Origin of the sequence: Pseudomonas sp. IAC-BECa141, assembly GCF_020544405.1 — a bacterium.
In the GTDB taxonomy this organism is placed as follows: domain Bacteria; phylum Pseudomonadota; class Gammaproteobacteria; order Pseudomonadales; family Pseudomonadaceae; genus Aquipseudomonas.
Genome location: NZ_CP065410.1, coordinates 2700374 through 2715983 on the forward strand (window position 1 = coordinate 2700374; position 15610 = coordinate 2715983).

Here is a 15610-nt window from a genome sequence, read left to right on the forward strand (position 1 = left end):
TCGTCGCCAGCCTCGGTTCGAGCGCTGTTACAACAAACCTGCCGATCAAGGAATTTCTGATTCCTTAATTTTGTGCGATGGTGTAAGAATATGAGCGACTTCATTTCCCTGCAAGGAATTTGTACGACATGGCACAAAATAAACCGACAGAAGGAAAAGGCCGTGGCCGTCCACGGGCCTATGACCCGCAAACCGCTCTGCAACAGGCACTTGGCGTGTTCTGGAACACAGGCTATTCCGGCGCGTCACTGGACAGCATCGCCAGCGCCGCCGGCATGAACCGCCCCAGCCTGTACGCCGCGTTCGGTGACAAACACGCGCTTTACATCAAGGCCCTCGATCAGTATTGGGACACCGCCCACGCCGCCATGCAGGCCGCGCTGAACGACAGCAGCCTGACCCTGGAACAGGCCCTGACCGGTTTTTACGAAGGGCAACTGGCGATCTATTTTTCCGGCGACGGCCAGCCACGCGGCTGTTTCGCCATCGGCACCGCGACCACCGAAGCGGTCGAGGACCCGGAAATCCGCAACGTGCTGTCGCAGCGCTTGAGCCAGCTCGATGCCGATCTTGAAGCCCGCCTGCAACGGGCGATCGAATCCGGCGAACTGACCGGCGATGTGGATGCCGCCGCACGAGCCATGCTCGCGTCATCGCTGCTGCACAGCATCTCGATCCGCGCCCGCGCCGGTAAATCCCGCGAAGAACTGGCGGGGCAGGCGCGCGATGCGGTGAAGGTGATCTGCGGTTGAACGGGCTTGAGGACATCCTCACTCAAGGTTTGTCCGTGGTGTTCTGCGGAATCAATCCGGGGTTATTGGCCGCAGAGCAGGGCCATCACTTCGCCGGCCGCAGCAACCGCTTCTGGCGCACGTTGCACCTGGCCGGTTTCACACCCCATGAAGTGCGTTCGGAAGACGACCGCTCGATTCTGCACTTTGACTGCGGCCTGACCGCCGTGGTCGATCGGCCGACAGCGAGTGCGGATCAACTGTCTGCCGAGGAATTCACCGCAGCCGCTGCCAGCTTCGAACGCAAGATCGCCCGCTACGCGCCACGCTTCGTGGCGTTTCTCGGCAAGGCGGCGTACGCCGGTTTATCCGGCAGGAAGTCGATTGAATGGGGGCTGCAAGAGGACATGTTCGGCGGCGCTAGAGTCTGGATTCTGCCCAATCCCAGCGGCCGCAACCTGGCGTTCAATCAAGCGCAACTGGTGGCGGCGTATCAGCAGCTTCGACGGGCTTCGAGTGTCAGCACATAAGCACTGAACATGTCCGCCATACCCTCGGCGCGGGCGGTGATTTCTTCGTCGGTGCGCGGGCTGAGTGAAAAATCCTTTCCCACCGAACTGAGCGTGGCCAGGATCAGATCGCAGGCTTGCGAGCGAATGGCTTCGCTGGCCCCGGGCAGCAACTCGACCATGAATGTCGCAAAGATCCGCTTGCCCGCCGCCCGCACTTCATGGGCCTGCGGCGCATCGCGATAAAGCGGCGCCGCATCACTCAACGCGCCACGCATCTGCGCTTCCTCGCACTCCGAACGAATGAACGCATGCACCAGCGTGCGCAGGCGTTCCAGCGGCGGCGGTGTGCTGATCGGCAGCGAGTTTGAACCGTCGAAGATCGAACTGGCTCGGCATCATTTTGTTGAAGGCGGGGTGAGTGATCTGATTGAAATTCGGAGAAAAGGGGACGCGGAGAAAAGGGGACAGATTTATTTTCTGAAAAAATAAATCTGTCCCCATTTTCAGTCCATTTTCACTGAGTCCCCGTTTTTTCCTAGATTCGAGGTCGTTGCAGCTTGACCCACTCTTGCACCGTCGGGCGTTGCCATTGGCGCTGCGCGTAATCCTCCAGCTGAGCCGGCACCTTGTCCCCGTTGAGTATCAACCGGTTCAGCATCAATGCCAGATCAACATCGGCGATCGACCACTCACCAAAAAGGTAATCCGGATTGTCGGTCAGCAGCCATTGAGCGACATCAACCAACTTTTGCCTGGCAGCCTCAGCCGACGCTGACAACGGGCCGTATTTGACGCCGTAGAACACGACAAGCGTAGAGCGCTCCTGTCGGATCGGTAGAAGATCACTACGAAGCCACGCTTGAACTTGTCTCGCCGCTGCGCGTTTCTGTGGGGCCTGAGGGTAAACAGGTATTTGGGGAAACACGTCTTCCAGGTATTCCGTGATCGCCGATGACTCCGACAACGCAAAGTCGCCCCGCACGAGGGTGGGCACCCGTTGAGTCAGCGAAAGACGGGCGTAATCGCTGGCCTGGTTCTCCAGTTTGTCCAGATCCAGGGTGCTCATTTCGAACTCGATTCCCTTTTCTCGAAGGGCCACAAAGCACGACATTGCGTAGGGACTGGTGAATTGAGCATCGACGTAAAGGCGCAGGCTTGAATCATTCATAGCGTCATCTCCATATGCGGAGTGGCCACGCTAAAAGATTGGGCGCCCTAAATAAAATTCATGTTTTTTATGGGGGCATTCCTGTCAGGAATGCAGTTCCGGCACAACCCGACGAGCATCGCGCCGCACCGCTTGCGGAGGCACGCCGAAGCCTCGGATGAAGGCTTCACGCATATGCCGGCGATCACGAAACCCCGATTCGCTGGCGATGACATCGAGGGAATGCCGGCTCTGTTCAATCATCAAACGAGCGGCCTCCAATCGCAGGCCTTCGATGGCCTTGGCGGGCGACTGGCCGGTTTCCGCGCTGAAAATGCGGGTGAATTGGCGCGGGCTCAGGTGTGCTACGCCGGCCAGTTCTTCGACACTGAGCGCGCGATTCAAATGCTTTCGCGCATAGTTCAGAGCGCTCTGGATACGGTCGGACTTGGGCGCGAGGTCGAGCATTTCCGAGTGCTGCGACTGCCCGCCGGACCGGTGCTGGTGCATCACCAGTTTGTGTGCCACCGAGCGGGCGACCTCGGCCCCCAGATCCTTTTCCACCATGCCGACCGCAAGGTCCAGGCCTGCGGTCATGCCCGCTGACGTCCAGAAAGGGCCGTCGACGATATAGATGCGATCGACTTCGACGCTGATTTCGGGATGGCGCTTTTGCAGAGTCTGGGCGTAGGCCCAGTGGGTTGTCGCACGTCGGCTGCTCAACAAACCTGCCTCGGCGAGGATGAAACCGTCCGTGCAGATACCGACGGTGCGCCTGGCTTGCGTGCCAGCCTTGCGTACGAAATCGAGCACTGCCGTGGGCGTTTCGTTTTTCACGGGGTCGTTGACCCCGACAACGATCCACGTATCGGCCAGCCCGGGCGCCTGAAGCGGACGCGTTTCCAGGGCCAGCCCCAGCGAGGATCGCACCATGCCGCCGTCCGGCGAGAAATTCTCGACGGTGTAGAAGGGCTCCTCGGCGACCTGATTGGCGAACTCGAAAACTGCCTGGGTTGCCAGCGAGAGCACCTGAAAGCCGTCAGTGAGCAAATAGCCGATGCGATGCATGGTTTTATCTCGAATGTCCTGAATCACTACCTTATACGTCATTTGAGATATCGCCTAGCCGTCGCATGCTGTCGTCCAGTGCTTCCCACCACCCTGGAGACTCGACATGACTCAATCCCGCCTCGGTACTGCCCTCATCACCGGCGCCTCGTCCGGCATCGGTGCCGTTTATGCCGAACGCCTGGCCCGACGTGGCCACGACCTGATCCTGGTCGCGCGAAATCGCGAACGCCTCAATGCCCTCGCCAAACGACTGAGTGACGAAACCGGTCGCAACATAGAAGTCTTGGCCGCTGACCTGTCCGACCGTGCCGATCTGGCACGGGTCGAGGAGCGGCTGAAGACCGATGCCAGCATTTCTCTGCTGGTAAACAACGCCGGGATTGGCGCGACTCAGCCACTGCTGGAATCGAACGTCGACACACTCGAAGACTTGCTCACGCTCAACGTGAACGTGCTGATGCGACTGACCTACGCGGCTGTTCCGGGGTTTGTCACCCGTGGCGGCGGCACACTGATCAACATCGCCTCGATCGTGGGCATTGCTCCGGAGTTGTTGAACGGCGTTTACGGCGGCTCCAAGGCCTTCGTTCTGGCGTTCAGCCAATCCTTGCGTCATGAACTGGCGGACAAGAATGTGCGCGTTCAGGCAGTCCTGCCCGGCGCGACGGCCACCGAGTTCTGGGGCGCGGCCGGCACATCCCTGGAGCATCTGCCGGAAGCCATCGTGATGCGCGCGGAAGACATGGTGGACGCGGCACTGTCCGGCCTCGATCAGGGCGAGTTCGTCACCATTCCGGCGCTTCCGGACATTGCCGATCTGGATGCCTATGAGGCTGCGCGTCAGAAGCTCATGCCCAATTTGTCGTTGAGTAAGGCGGCTGCACGTTATCGCACTGAAGACTGAGGCAGGCATTAACGCAAAAAATGAGGCAGACCTTTTATCCCGCTACCGGATAACAGATCTGCCTCATTTCATTGGCGATTTTGAGGCTGGCACGATATCCCGTGCCGGCCTCAGTCGCACTTGTTCCAGTCACAATACGGACCGCGATGATTCGCTGTAGAAGTAGCCAAGGACTGCTCCTGCAGCCATCGTGAGATTACGCGGCCTCGACGTGATCCAGCGCCTGATTCACCGCCAGCTCGGCAATCATCACGACCTGCGCAATACCGATCGCCATCTTGCGATGGGACGGATCGAGCGTTGCCGCGAAATTGCTCAGCATCTCACTGGCCGCCCCAAGGTTTTCGCTGGCGTTGGCCAGCAAGCATTCGGTGTTGTACTTCGGATTGGCCAGGTACATCCGCTCGGGTTCGTTGCAGGACGACATGATCCCGGCGGCGGGGCAGAGGTAGTGATCCAGCGCGCGCTCTGCGGCGTCGTGGAGTTTTTTGGAGTTGGGGGATTCGTAGGGAGAGGTGGTGTCGGTTTCGGGTGGGTTGGGTGTTGGTTTAATCATGATGTATCTCCTGGAAAGCAATTTAGGAGCCATCACCCTTCGCTACCAAACGTGAGGTGGTGGCCATGCTCAGGTTGGTAGACCGGTCCAGGAACCCGGCGCTTCCGAAGAAGCCCTGCGCACGGCCACCATAAAAAAGCAGAGACGAGAACGATCCCTGCAAAGAGGTGGCGCTATGCGCCTGGAAATACCGGGCTACCAAACCCGATCACTGTTTTTCAGTGACCCCGGAACGATAAAAGCCGCACCCCAGACGCACAAGCCGGCGGATTCTGGCGTAGTCGTAGGCAATGACGCAAGGCGTTGTAGCCTCGAGGAAGTTACGGCGGGTTGCTTTAAACGAACCTGTTTAAGCGCTCAAAGGTGAGGGCTCATTTTCTGATAAACAGTCCGGTCACTTATTGGCTGAAAGGGAAAGGGCGAAGTTATTTGCAGGTCGGAGGAGGCGGGGGCGTGCGAGTAGTTCGCAGCAGAGAGAAACGCTTGGCACGGAACCAAGCGCTCAGGGTAGGGCGGGGCACTTACGGTCCCACCCTGACGTTTCAGCCTTTATTGGCTGCGTTCAGCTTGCGCAGTTCTTCGTAGGTCGCCGACTGGACGAACCAGAAGCCGGAAATGATGCACCAGCACAGGGTGCCGGCCACGAAGATACCCAGCGCCGGCAAGAACCCGCTGGTGAAAATCGCGACGATAGCGACCAGCCAGATGAATGCCAGGGAGAGATAGAGGACGGTGTTGTTGACGCTGATGACGAAGTCTTTCACGGGGCATATTCCTTGCGGGATGTGGAAAAATTCCCCCTCTCCGGGGGGCGGACGCATGCTATCACAGTGCCTTCACTGGCCAAGAAAATTGAGCTATTCATCCGAAAATAAATCCGTCCCCCTATCTTCCGGTCCCCTGTCTTCCGAGAAAATTCCACCTGTGGCGAACCAGACCTCCTACGTATGGTTTCTTTAATTTCGAGCTATAATTTTTTTCTATTAAATAATTTTATTATCGGGGTTGCTATGAACTATTTTGCTTACGGATCAAATATGTCACTTTCTCGGCTGAGGGTGCGGATTCCAAGCGCAATTGCTCTTGGATGTCATAGTCTTAGTTGTTACGATTTAAGGTTTCATAAGGCGAGTAAAGATGGCTCAGGAAAGTGTGATGCGTATTTCACTTCGAAAGCTGATGATGTTGTTTATGGGGTTCTCTTTGAGATTGATCAGATCGAAAAAGCAATTTTGGATAAGGTTGAAGGGCTTGGCTATGGGTACGATGAAAAAGAGATAGTTGTCACAACTCGAGATGGTGTCCTGATAAGTGCAATAACGTACGTTGCATCTAATATCGATGATGCTCGTAGGCCATACTCATGGTACGTAAATCATGTTGCTATTGGCGCGCGCGAAGCACTTTTGCCCGAAGATTATATTAGAGATAAAATTAGCAGTGTTGAGGCTGTTGAGGATGCTGATAAAGTGCGAGATGCTAAAGAGCGCGCCATTTACGATTGTTAGATAAGTGTGATGGGCCGTTTTTGTAATTTCCTTTTAGTGGCTTAATATAGAATAAATCCATGACGTTTTTTTTAAATAAGTTCAGAAATTGAATTTTCGTAGTTTATTTTTCCTCGCACTACGTATCTCGCTTCGGAGTTTAGTTTTGCGCCCCCATTGAATATGGCGTTAGTGATTAAGAAAACTCGTGGGGGGACGGATCCCATAAAAACTCTCGCTATAATGGATTCTCCGCTCTCGAAAAGCTGTTTTTCAATTTCAGCATTGAAGACTAGGCGTTCGAAGATGTTGCTGGGTCTTTGATATGCAGAATCGGTTGCCTTCAGTTCTACTTTTCTTGGTTTTTGGTTTGTTTCATTGAGCCAGATGTCGAAACCTTTGTCGCTTATGTCCTTGTCGTGAAAGCTGCACGATTCGTGTTTGAACTCGTATAGAAGATATATTTTTGCTTTGTCTTCAATTTTGCGAGTCATATCTTATTTCCTAGATTGCAAATGATGGTGGCTGATTTCATTATGTAAAAATAAAGTGATATATATTTTATTAAGATATTTGTCGTATCGTTTGGTCGTATTTGTCCTGTAGGTGTGATTCTTTGAAGGCTCCTTTAATCGCCTGTCGGAGAAATACCTCTAGGTCTTTTTGTGTGAGAACAACAATCATGCCTGATCTATTTCTATTTATAATGTTTGATATGTGGCGGTAGTAGTTTGCTCGCATGTCGTCGCCTCTGAATGCGATTATTCCGAATCTTCCAAATGTGTCGTTTAAGTAGTAGTTTATTTGATGAAAGTCATCGGCTTTGAGAACGTCGTAGTTTTTGCATTCCCATACTATTTGCGTAGAGCCATACTTCGTTCTAATGACCTCCCAAAACCCGTCAGGTGCTCTGTTGGAGACTACCCAATCTCGTATCACGGTGCCCTCGAGATCTCTCTCTCGTGGCTGTACATTCGTAAGTGATCGAAAAAAGCAGAGCTTAATGATATTGCCAACGATTTCTTCAAATTCCTTTGCTCCTGAAGGTCCTTTTGGAAGTGTTCTTAAGTTCTCAAGAGTTTCTTGAAGTGCTCCTTTGTATTCGTCGCGATTGAAAGCATCTGGTAAATCTTCAAGAATTCCCTCGCTTTTTAGTTGCGTTTCATCTCTAAGGTTTTTTAGTAGCAGTGGCTGAAGGTTCAGAGCTTCGTGATATGTAGGGTGGATATAAAAGGTGGAGCTATTGTCGAAGGACGGCTTTGCATTGGAGTCCTTGCCCGACTCCTTGTATTCAACCTCTTTCTTGCGCCGTATTCCAAGGAAGCCTATTCCGTATAGGACTTCGACGAATCTAAATGGAGTTGTGTGATCGTAAAACCAAGTATTGCAGTATTTGTTAATTGACTCTGTAACAAGTAATTTTTGTATAAAATCCTCGATTGCTACCAACGTGTACTCATTGCCTAGTCCGAAAAAATATTCCAATACTAAATTGATATTTGGGAAGTTCTCTGCATATTCGTCTCCCAAGTCCTTTAGTCTGCTGGTGCTGTATCGCTTAGAAGCTACATCCATGTCAGAGTCTTTAACTTTCTGGTTTCCATGATTAATGGCTGAGTCGATTGCATAACTTGTCAGCATCAAGATGTCTCGTGGTCGATTTTGACAGAGATTCATGACTGAGTAAGCACTTGTTTTTAGGCCGTCGGGGTCGAAGAAACATTCCCACGCTTCTCCTCCTAACTTTGGCTTGGTAGTGAAAGGTTTTACGAGTCTGCGTTCAACCAGTTCAGTTAACTTTTCGGGAGACCAATCCAGGAAAACCACAGATGTTTCTAGTCTTGAGAACTCATTGTCAAGTGAGCGAATCCGGTCATATATGTTTTCCCGAATGAATACATAAGGTTTTACATGCTTGGTTGCCGCAATCAATCTGACGGTGGCGTGCATTAGAGCCATCAAACAAATGATGGCGGAGTTTGAACCATCCCACGACTCGTCCAGGCGATCTATCAGGAGTACATAGTTTAGTGGTGCGGTTGCGGTTACCTGATTGATTTCGGTAAGTAAATTTTTGCTTCGGCTTATTTGCCTAAGCCATAACTTATCGTTGTCTTTTGTGTAGGCATCAAAGATTTCTTCGGTGACGTTAAGTACTCGTTGATCAAAGTCGCAGTCTTCGATTAAACCCCTTTCCCTTCGAATAGTGTCTGAAGCCTTATCGAAGCTAATTGCCCCCTGTGTCACCCATTCTTTAATGACTTCGTCAATCAATGCACGCTCCATTGAGTGCATCAATGATTTAAAAGGGCGCTGGCGCGTGTCTAGGAACTGTTCATGATCCAAAGGCAGTTTAAGAAGATCAAATATTTGAGGGACAATATTTAGCGTGCGAGAAAAGCGACGCTCAACCTCAAATGTTATTGCAGTTTTTCCAGCTCCTCTACGACCAACAAAAAAACAATTTGAACTATCTTGGTTAAGCGCCGAAAGGGTCGCTGGTGTTGTTACGAATAGTTCGTGATCATTTCTGATAATGTCGTACTCAGCAAACGCTTGTCCTAGTTTTATTCTCTGCAGAGCGTCCTTCGGCAGTTGAATCTTCGACATTGTCGCTATCCTTTCGGGCTGCACGCATTGGTGGCATGGGGCCATAAACAGGCTAGCTTCGATTCTGAAAGCGTCAATTTACGATATGGTGCGGGAGAAAGGTTTGGCGGTGAACCTCAATTTTTATGAGGGGTTTTCTTCACCTACTGGTTAGAACGTTCGATTCCGGTATTTTTCTGAAAGCTACCTAAGCCTTAACCCACCTCTGCCGACCCCAACCACTCAACCAATCCACCCCCCACACCAAAATCAGCATAGCCAAAATCACCGTCCCCGCCTGAGCCTCCTGAAACAAACTCAAGCTCACATACAACATCTGCCCCAACCCCCAGCCCCGACAAACCCCAGCACGCTGGCCATCCGAATATTGTTCTCCCACCGATACAAACAATACGCCAGCAACTGCGGCGCCAGGTTCGGCAGCGTGCCGTAGCAGAACGCCAAAACTGGATTCCCCCCTGCAACCGAATCGCATCCGCCGGTTCCGGCGGCGTGTTCTCCAGCGCTTCAGCAAACAGCCGCCCCAACACGCCCGTGGTGTGCAGGGCCAAGGCGAGTGTCCCGGCATTCGGCCCAAGCCCAGCCGCAAGCACCATCAACGCAGCCCACACCAGTTCCGGAATCGCGCGCAGGGCATTGAGCAACAGGCGCGCAGCACTCTGAAAAAACCAGCCAAACCGGCCAGCGGCAGGGAGCGCCAATAACAGGCCCAACACGGCAGCGAGGAGGGTGCCAAGCGCAGACATAGCCAGCGTCTCCATCGACCCGCGCAGAATGGCCGTCAGGTAGTCAGCGCTGAGGTCGGGGCTAAGGAAGCGCGCCACATACAAGCCCATCTGCTTCAGGCTGTTGGGGCTGCCAAGTTCTTCAAGGTCGAGGCCCAAATAGGCAAACGAGGCAATGACGGCCGCGACAATGGCGAGGATCAGTGCCGTGTTGATCAGGCGTTTCATGTCAGCCTCCAGCGCAGCAGGCGGCTGAGTTGGTCGGCGCCGAGGACGAGGAGGAGGAAGGTCAGGAGCATGCTGGCGACTTCGCCGCCGGCGAACATGCGGATCGACAGGTCGATCTGTTGGCCGAGGCCGCCGGCGCCGACGAAGCCCATGACCACCGAGGCGCGGATGGCGCATTCCCAGCGGTAGACGGTGTAGGAGAGCAGTTCCGCGGCGACGTTGGGCAGTACGCCGTAGGCGAAACTGGCGAGGCGGCCGCTGCCGGCCTGGAGCAGGGCGTGGGCCGGGCGTTGGTCGGTGGATTCGAAGATTTCAGCGTAGACCTTGCCGAGCATGCCGCTGTAGGTGATGGCGATGGCCAGCACGCCCGCCGCCGGGCCGAGGCCGACGGCGCGCACGAACAGCAGCGCCCAGACGATTTCCGGCACGCTGCGCAGGAAGATCAGCAGCCCGCGCACCGGCCAGCGCAGCAGTCGGCCCAACAGGCTCGGGCGGCCGCTGCGGGAGGCGGCGGTCAGTGACAAAGCGCGGCTGGCGAGCAGGCTGGCCGGCACTGCCAACAACAGAGCCAGGGCCATGCCGGCGGTGGCGATGGCCAGGGTTTGCAGGGTGGCTTTGAGCAGTATCTGCAGGAACGCTTCGTCGTGTGCCGGCGGCCAGAACATCGACACGAAGCGGCCCATTTCACTCTGGCTGTCAGCATGAAACAGCACGCCCAGATCCAGTTCGCTGAGCTGGATGCCGGGCCACAGCAAGGCAATCGCCAGCACGGTCAGCAGCAGCCGTGGCAGCGCGGCGGGGTCGCGGGTGTCGGCGCTCAGCATCGCGGAATCTGCACAATCAGTGGGGTGACGGCCGGCGCCGGGGATTGCAATTGTTCATTGGCGTAGAGGGTGTCGAGCATGTCGCGGCTGACCTGCGCGGACGGGCAGTCGAACAGGATCTGCCCCTCGCGCAGACCGACGACGCGCGGGAAGTGCGACAGCGCCAGCTCCACTGCGTGCAGGCTCGCCACCAGCGTCACGTTATGTTCCTGGGCATGGCGCGACAGAATCGACAGCGTGTGTCCGGCCAGCACCGGGTCCATCGCCGAGACCGGTTCGTCGGCCAGCAATACCTCCGGCGCCTGATACAAAACGCGAGCAATGCCGACCCGCTGCAATTGCCCGCCGGACAGTTGCTGGCACTGGCTGAAGAGTTTGTCGGCCAGATCCAGCCGCGCCAGTGCGGCGCGGGCGCCGGGCACGTCGAGCGGATGCAGCAGATTGATCAGGCTTTTGCCCAGGCTCCATTGCCCGAGTTTGCCGGCCAGCACCGCCGTGACCACCCGTTGCCGGGGCGGCAGGGGCGGCGCCTGATGCACCAGACCGATACGGGCGCGCAGGCGTTGCCGCCCACGGGCGGACAAACGCCAGGCGCGCTCGCCCAGCACTTCGATGTCGCCGCTGCTGGGCCGAATGGCGGTCGCCAGCAGATTCAGCAGGCTGGATTTGCCGGCGCCGGACGGGCCGATGATCGCCACCTGCTCGCCGGCATCAATTTGCAGATCCACACCGCGCAGCGCTGCGACGCCATTGGTGTGGTGCAAAAAAGCGTGTTTGAGACGCAGCGTCATTTCAGCAAGTCGGCGGCGCGGGCGGCTTCCTCGATGCCTTTGTAGTTGTCCGGGCTGGTTTCAATGAAACGGCTGGCGGCTTGCAGGTCGAGGATTTTCTTGTGCTCGGGGTTGGCCGGGTCGAGGTCGAGGAAGGCTTTTTTGATCTTCGCCGCCAACGCCGGGTCGAGGGTGCCGCGCACGGTCCAGTTGTAATCGAAGTAGGCCGGGGTGGTGGCGAAGACCTTGACCTTGTTGGTGTCGACCTTGCCGGCGTCCACCAGTTTTTGCCAGACGCTGGCGTTCAGCACACCGGCGTCGACCTTGCCGGCCTGCACCCAGGCGACGGTGGCGTCGTGGGCGCCGGAGTAGCCGACGCGGCTGAAATAGGTTTCCGGTTTGATGCCGTCCTTGAGCATGAAGTAGCGCGGCATCAGGCTGCCGGAGGTGGACGACACGGAGCCGAAGGCGAAGGTCTTGCCCTTGAGGTCGGCGAGGCTTTTGACGTTCGGGTCGGCGGTGATGAATTTGCTGGTGAACTGCGCGTCCTGTTCGCGCTGCACCAACGGAATCACTTTGGGATCACTTTTCAGTTGCGCCTGGACGAAGGTGAAACCGCCGAGCCACGCCATGTCGAGGCGGTTGGTGGCCAGGGCTTCAACCACTGCCGGGTAGTCGGCCACCGGCACAAACTCGACGTCCATCCCCAGCTTCTGCTTGAGATAAGCACCCAGCGGTTCGAACTTGCGCAGCAGTTCGGTCGGGGCTTCATCGGGGATTGCGCTGACCTTCAACACGTCGGCGGCTTGCGCCAGCACGGCGGTAAAGGACAGGGCCAGACCTGCGGTCAGTGCCAGGGTTCGCTTGAGCATGGAATTCTCCGTTTCGTGGGCTTCAGGAACGATGCGCCGACTGGGGCAAAGGTCATCGTGTGCACCGTCAGGTTAGCCGAAACGGGGGACTTGTTGGGGATGTCCATGAGTGTGCAGTGTTTGAACCATCGCCTTCGCGAGCAGGCTCGGTCCCACAGGAGTACGCGTTTAAGTGTAGGACCGAGCCTGCTCACGATGACGTCAGCCCGGGCAAACCCCGACCAGTGTCGGGCCCGGAACCGGCAATCACTTCAACCGTTCAACAAGCGTCTTGCCGACACCCAGTGCAGACGCCGGGTTTTGCCCGGTTATCAGTTCACGATCAACCACCACATGACTGGCCCACGCCGAAGTGTTGCTGCTGAATACACCGCCGGCTTTTTCCAGCGCGGTCTGCGGGTAGAACTTCATCGTGCCGCCGTTCAGCAGTCCTTTGGCGATCTCTTCTTCCTGATTGCTGATGACCGTGAACTTATAGCCGGCATACGTCCAGTCGTTCGCCGCTGTGGCTTTGCCGGTTTCCAGTTGCCGGGTGAATGCGGTCGGATTCGTCAGGGTCGACAGCAGCGCAATCGGGCCGTGGCAAACCAGCGCGGTGGTTTTGCCTTTTTGATGGAAGTCGTTCAGCAGTTTGCCCAGCGCCTGGCTGTGCAACAGATCCTGCATCGGTGCGTGGCCACCCGGAATGTAGACGGCATCGAAATGGTCGTATCCGACTTGCTCGACCCGCGAGAGGCTGATGACCGGCGACTCGCCGGGCGAGGTGATCTTCAGTTGGTCCAGTAGCGCTTTGTGGGTCTGCAGGGCCGCGACGTCATTGTTGAAATACATCTTGTCGTCGGAGGACCGGTCCAGCGTCGGCGCCTTGCCGGTCGGGGTGGCGAAGGTCACGGTGTGGCCCGCATCGAGCAACAGTTTGACCGGTTGCATCAGTTCGTTGAGGTAGAAACCGGTGCTGAATACCTTGCCGTCTTTCAGATCGAGATGGTCGGAATCCGACAGCACCACCAGCACATTGGCGGCTTGGGCGTTCAACGCGGCAACGGAGAGAGACAAGGCGAAAGCAAGACGAGTGAATGAGCGCATGGCGATTCCAGAACGTGAAGGAAAGTGCGGCTCACTGTATTGATGCTCATGGCGGCGATAAACTCTCGCCACAGCAAAGCATTTGTTCTCTGGAGATCAAGATGAGCCGCCGATTCGATTATCTGGCTGACGTCGAAGTGTTCGTTACGGTGGTGGAAAAGGGTTCGCTTAGCGCCGGTGCGGTGTTTCTCGCAACCACGCCGTCGGTGGTCAGCCGGGCGATTTCGCGACTTGAAGCGCGTCTGGGGGTGCAGTTGCTGCGGCGCACTACGCGGCGCTTGAGCCTGACCGATGCCGGTGTGTTGTATCTGGAACAATCGCGAGCCGCATTCGGCCTGATCGATGATGCGGAGCGCACGATCCAGGGACAGGACGGTGAACTCAGTGGCCGTGTGCGCCTGAGCGTGCCGACCACTTACGGTCACTATCGTTTGCCGGCCATGCTTGCCCGATTCACCCGGCAATATCCGCAAGTGCGCGTTGAGTTGAGTATCAGCAATCGCAACGTCGATCTGGTGGCCGAAGGGTACGACCTGGCTATTCGGTTGGGCGCGCTGCCGGACAGCGGATTGATCGGGCGCAAGCTGGAAGATGCGCGTTTGTGTGTGGTTGCCGCGCCGGATTATCTGCAACGGGCCGGGACGCCGCAAAGTGTCGACGATCTGCAGCGGCATGCGTGCCTGCCGTTCGTGATGCCCAGCACCGGCCGCGTCGGGCCGTGGCTGTTTCGTGAGCAGGACGCAGATCGCGAATGGCTGCCCAGCGCCAATATCCAGGTGTCCGACGATGTATTGGGGATTGTGTCGCTGGCGGAACAGGGGCTGGGCATCTGCCAGACCTACGACTTCATCGTCCGCGAGCGGATCGAAAGCGGGCGGCTGGTGCGATTGCTTGAACAGTCGGGCGGGCGCTCCCGACCGTTCTCGGTGATCTACCCGCCACATCGGCAGCTGTCGGCATCGGCGCGGGCGCTGATTGATTGTCTGACCCGGGAGGTCAGTCAAGGCGCAAGGGAAGGCCTCGACTGACGCGCCTCAAACGGCGGGCAGGCGCGCCACCCATTTCCCGCCACCGGCGCCGTCCTTCAAGGCGCGCAGAGCCTGGGGCAGTTCGCGGAAGTCGAACGTTTGCAGCGCCGGGCCGATCAGGCTGCCGTCGAGCAGGGCTTGCAGCAGCTGTTCGCCGTTGCGGCGCAGCGTCTGGCGATCCTGCAGGCTGGCGTGGGTGTGGTAGCTGTTCAACGCCACTTCGTGCAGCGAAATCGCAGAGCTGAACGCCGGAACCGGCGCGGTTTCCTGACGATCCTGGATGCACACCAGATGACCGTTGTAGCCCAGCATGCCGGCCATTTCCGCTGCGTGAGCGCCGCTGACCGTGTCGAACACGGCGTGCAAACGGCGTTCGCCGAGGCTGGCGGTGAGTGCGGTTTTCCAGTCCGGTTCGCGGTAATCGAATACGCCGACCGCCCCCAAGGATTTGAGTTTTGCATGATGCGCGCCGGACGCGGTCGCCCAGACCCGCCAGCCGCGTTGCACTGCCAGTTGCACCAGCAGCAGACCAACTGCGCCGCCGGCGCCGATCACCAGCACATCAGCGGCCTCGCCGGCAGGGACTTTTTCCACGGCTTGCCACGCGGTCAAACCGGGGCAGGGCAGTGATGCGGCAGCCGCATCATCGAGCGCAGCGGGCACCGACAGCACGGTGGCGGCGTCCAGCAGGCAGTACTCGCCGAAGCTGCCATCGCTCGCCAATGATTGGTGATACGCCACGCGACTGCCGGGTTGCAGCGTCACGCCGGCGCCGGCCGCGACCACTACGCCCATGCCGTCGACACCCGGCACACGCCCGGTGCTCCATGCGGGATGGCCCCACTCGATGATTTTCCAGTCCACCGGGTTCAGGGCGATGGCGCGATTGGCCACCAGCACCTGGCCGGGGCCGGGTTGCACGAGGGGTTTGCGGGTCAGTGTCAGGCCATCCAACCCTTGGCCGGACGTCCAGGCCCAGGCTGCGTAATCGGTTTGCATTGTGCGGTTCCCATGATTTCGATGGCCGTCAGTATCCCGGTCTGCGGACATGAGAAGAAC

Annotated in this window: 16 protein-coding genes and 3 pseudogenes; 6 read left to right on the forward strand and 13 right to left on the reverse strand. The window is 57.0% G+C overall.

Translation table 11 applies throughout. The features are described from left to right. The first annotated feature begins 128 nt into the window (after positions 1 to 128). Together I5961_RS12300 and mug are read left to right on the forward strand one after the other, a co-directional pair. Positions 129 to 752, forward strand: a complete 624-nt coding sequence (locus I5961_RS12300; protein ID WP_085700272.1) for a TetR/AcrR family transcriptional regulator — start codon at positions 129 to 131, stop codon at positions 750 to 752. Beyond that, entirely contained in the window at positions 749 to 1261 is a 513-nt protein-coding gene (gene mug / locus I5961_RS12305) for a G/U mismatch-specific DNA glycosylase (protein WP_227235373.1), read from the forward strand. The genes I5961_RS12300 and mug overlap by 4 nt, the downstream gene beginning before the upstream one ends. Here the strand turns inward: mug and I5961_RS12310 are convergent. Further along, positions 1225 to 1584: pseudogene (locus tag I5961_RS12310) on the reverse strand (TetR/AcrR family transcriptional regulator); the annotation flags it as partial. The gene mug and the pseudogene I5961_RS12310 sit on opposite strands and share 37 nt — an antisense overlap. Here I5961_RS12310 and I5961_RS12315 point away from each other — a divergent pair. After that, positions 1571 to 1696: pseudogene (locus I5961_RS12315) on the forward strand (O-methyltransferase); the annotation flags it as partial. The pseudogenes I5961_RS12310 and I5961_RS12315 overlap by 14 nt on opposite strands. Before the next feature lie 82 nt (positions 1697 to 1778). Here I5961_RS12315 and yfcF read toward each other — a convergent pair. Together yfcF and I5961_RS12325 are read right to left on the reverse strand one after the other, a co-directional pair. Then, complete coding sequence (gene yfcF / locus I5961_RS12320; RefSeq protein ID WP_227235374.1) at positions 1779 to 2411, reverse strand: glutathione transferase; 633 nt, start codon at positions 2409 to 2411, stop codon at positions 1779 to 1781. Positions 2412 to 2495: 84 nt separating this feature from the next. Further along, positions 2496 to 3458 carry a GlxA family transcriptional regulator gene (locus tag I5961_RS12325; protein WP_227235587.1) on the reverse strand — a complete coding sequence of 321 codons (963 nt, stop codon included), beginning with the start codon at positions 3456 to 3458 and terminating at the stop codon, positions 2496 to 2498. 106 nt (positions 3459 to 3564) lie between these two features. On the opposite strand from I5961_RS12325, the gene I5961_RS12330 reads away from it, so the two are divergent. Continuing rightward, a complete protein-coding gene (locus tag I5961_RS12330) occupies positions 3565 to 4365 on the forward strand; it encodes an SDR family NAD(P)-dependent oxidoreductase (protein WP_227235375.1) in 801 nt (266 codons plus the stop codon). A gap of 196 nt (positions 4366 to 4561) precedes the next feature. Here the strand turns inward: I5961_RS12330 and I5961_RS12335 are convergent, their stop codons facing one another. After that, positions 4562 to 4921: a DUF6124 family protein gene (locus I5961_RS12335; RefSeq protein WP_085700267.1), complete on the reverse strand. Its 360-nt coding sequence runs from the start codon at positions 4919 to 4921 to the stop codon at positions 4562 to 4564. 542 nt (positions 4922 to 5463) lie between these two features. Continuing rightward, entirely contained in the window at positions 5464 to 5685 is a 222-nt protein-coding gene (locus I5961_RS12340; RefSeq protein WP_085690574.1) for a hypothetical protein, read from the reverse strand. Between the two features lie 183 nt (positions 5686 to 5868). On the opposite strand from I5961_RS12340, the gene I5961_RS12345 reads away from it, so the two are divergent. Next, on the forward strand, positions 5869 to 6429 hold the full coding sequence (locus tag I5961_RS12345; RefSeq protein ID WP_227235376.1) for a gamma-glutamylcyclotransferase family protein: 561 nt from the start codon (positions 5869 to 5871) through the stop codon (positions 6427 to 6429). 71 nt (positions 6430 to 6500) lie between these two features. Here the strand turns inward: I5961_RS12345 and I5961_RS12350 are convergent, their stop codons facing one another. The 7 genes and pseudogenes from I5961_RS12350 to I5961_RS12380 form a co-directional block, all read right to left on the reverse strand. Continuing rightward, on the reverse strand, positions 6501 to 6902 hold the full coding sequence (locus I5961_RS12350; RefSeq protein ID WP_227235377.1) for a hypothetical protein: 402 nt from the start codon (positions 6900 to 6902) through the stop codon (positions 6501 to 6503). 70 nt (positions 6903 to 6972) lie between these two features. Then, positions 6973 to 9018 (reverse strand): P-loop ATPase, Sll1717 family, encoded by a 2046-nt coding sequence (locus tag I5961_RS12355; RefSeq protein ID WP_227235378.1) that lies wholly within the window; start codon positions 9016 to 9018, stop codon positions 6973 to 6975. A 187-nt stretch (positions 9019 to 9205) separates the two neighbouring features. After that, positions 9206 to 9971 (reverse strand): annotated as a pseudogene (phnE, locus tag I5961_RS12360) (phosphonate ABC transporter, permease protein PhnE). Next, entirely contained in the window at positions 9968 to 10795 is an 828-nt protein-coding gene (locus I5961_RS12365; protein ID WP_227235379.1) for a PhnE/PtxC family ABC transporter permease, read from the reverse strand. Before I5961_RS12365 ends, phnE begins: the two are co-directional and overlap by 4 nt. Beyond that, entirely contained in the window at positions 10789 to 11586 is a 798-nt protein-coding gene (locus tag I5961_RS12370; RefSeq protein ID WP_227235380.1) for a phosphonate ABC transporter ATP-binding protein, read from the reverse strand. The genes I5961_RS12365 and I5961_RS12370 overlap by 7 nt, the downstream gene beginning before the upstream one ends. Further along, a complete protein-coding gene (locus I5961_RS12375) occupies positions 11583 to 12437 on the reverse strand; it encodes a putative selenate ABC transporter substrate-binding protein (protein ID WP_085700801.1) in 855 nt (284 codons plus the stop codon). Before I5961_RS12375 ends, I5961_RS12370 begins: the two co-directional genes overlap by 4 nt. Before the next feature lie 246 nt (positions 12438 to 12683). Beyond that, positions 12684 to 13523: a type 1 glutamine amidotransferase domain-containing protein gene (locus I5961_RS12380; protein WP_227235381.1), complete on the reverse strand. Its 840-nt coding sequence runs from the start codon at positions 13521 to 13523 to the stop codon at positions 12684 to 12686. Positions 13524 to 13624: 101 nt separating this feature from the next. Here I5961_RS12380 and I5961_RS12385 point away from each other — a divergent pair, with 101 nt between their 5' ends. Further along, positions 13625 to 14551, forward strand: coding sequence for a LysR family transcriptional regulator (locus tag I5961_RS12385; RefSeq protein WP_227235382.1), 927 nt, complete (start codon positions 13625 to 13627; stop codon positions 14549 to 14551). Between the two features lie 6 nt (positions 14552 to 14557). On the opposite strand, the gene I5961_RS12390 is transcribed toward I5961_RS12385, so the two are convergent. Then, positions 14558 to 15550: a zinc-binding dehydrogenase gene (locus I5961_RS12390; RefSeq protein ID WP_227235383.1), complete on the reverse strand. Its 993-nt coding sequence runs from the start codon at positions 15548 to 15550 to the stop codon at positions 14558 to 14560. Positions 15551 to 15610: the final 60 nt, after the last annotated feature.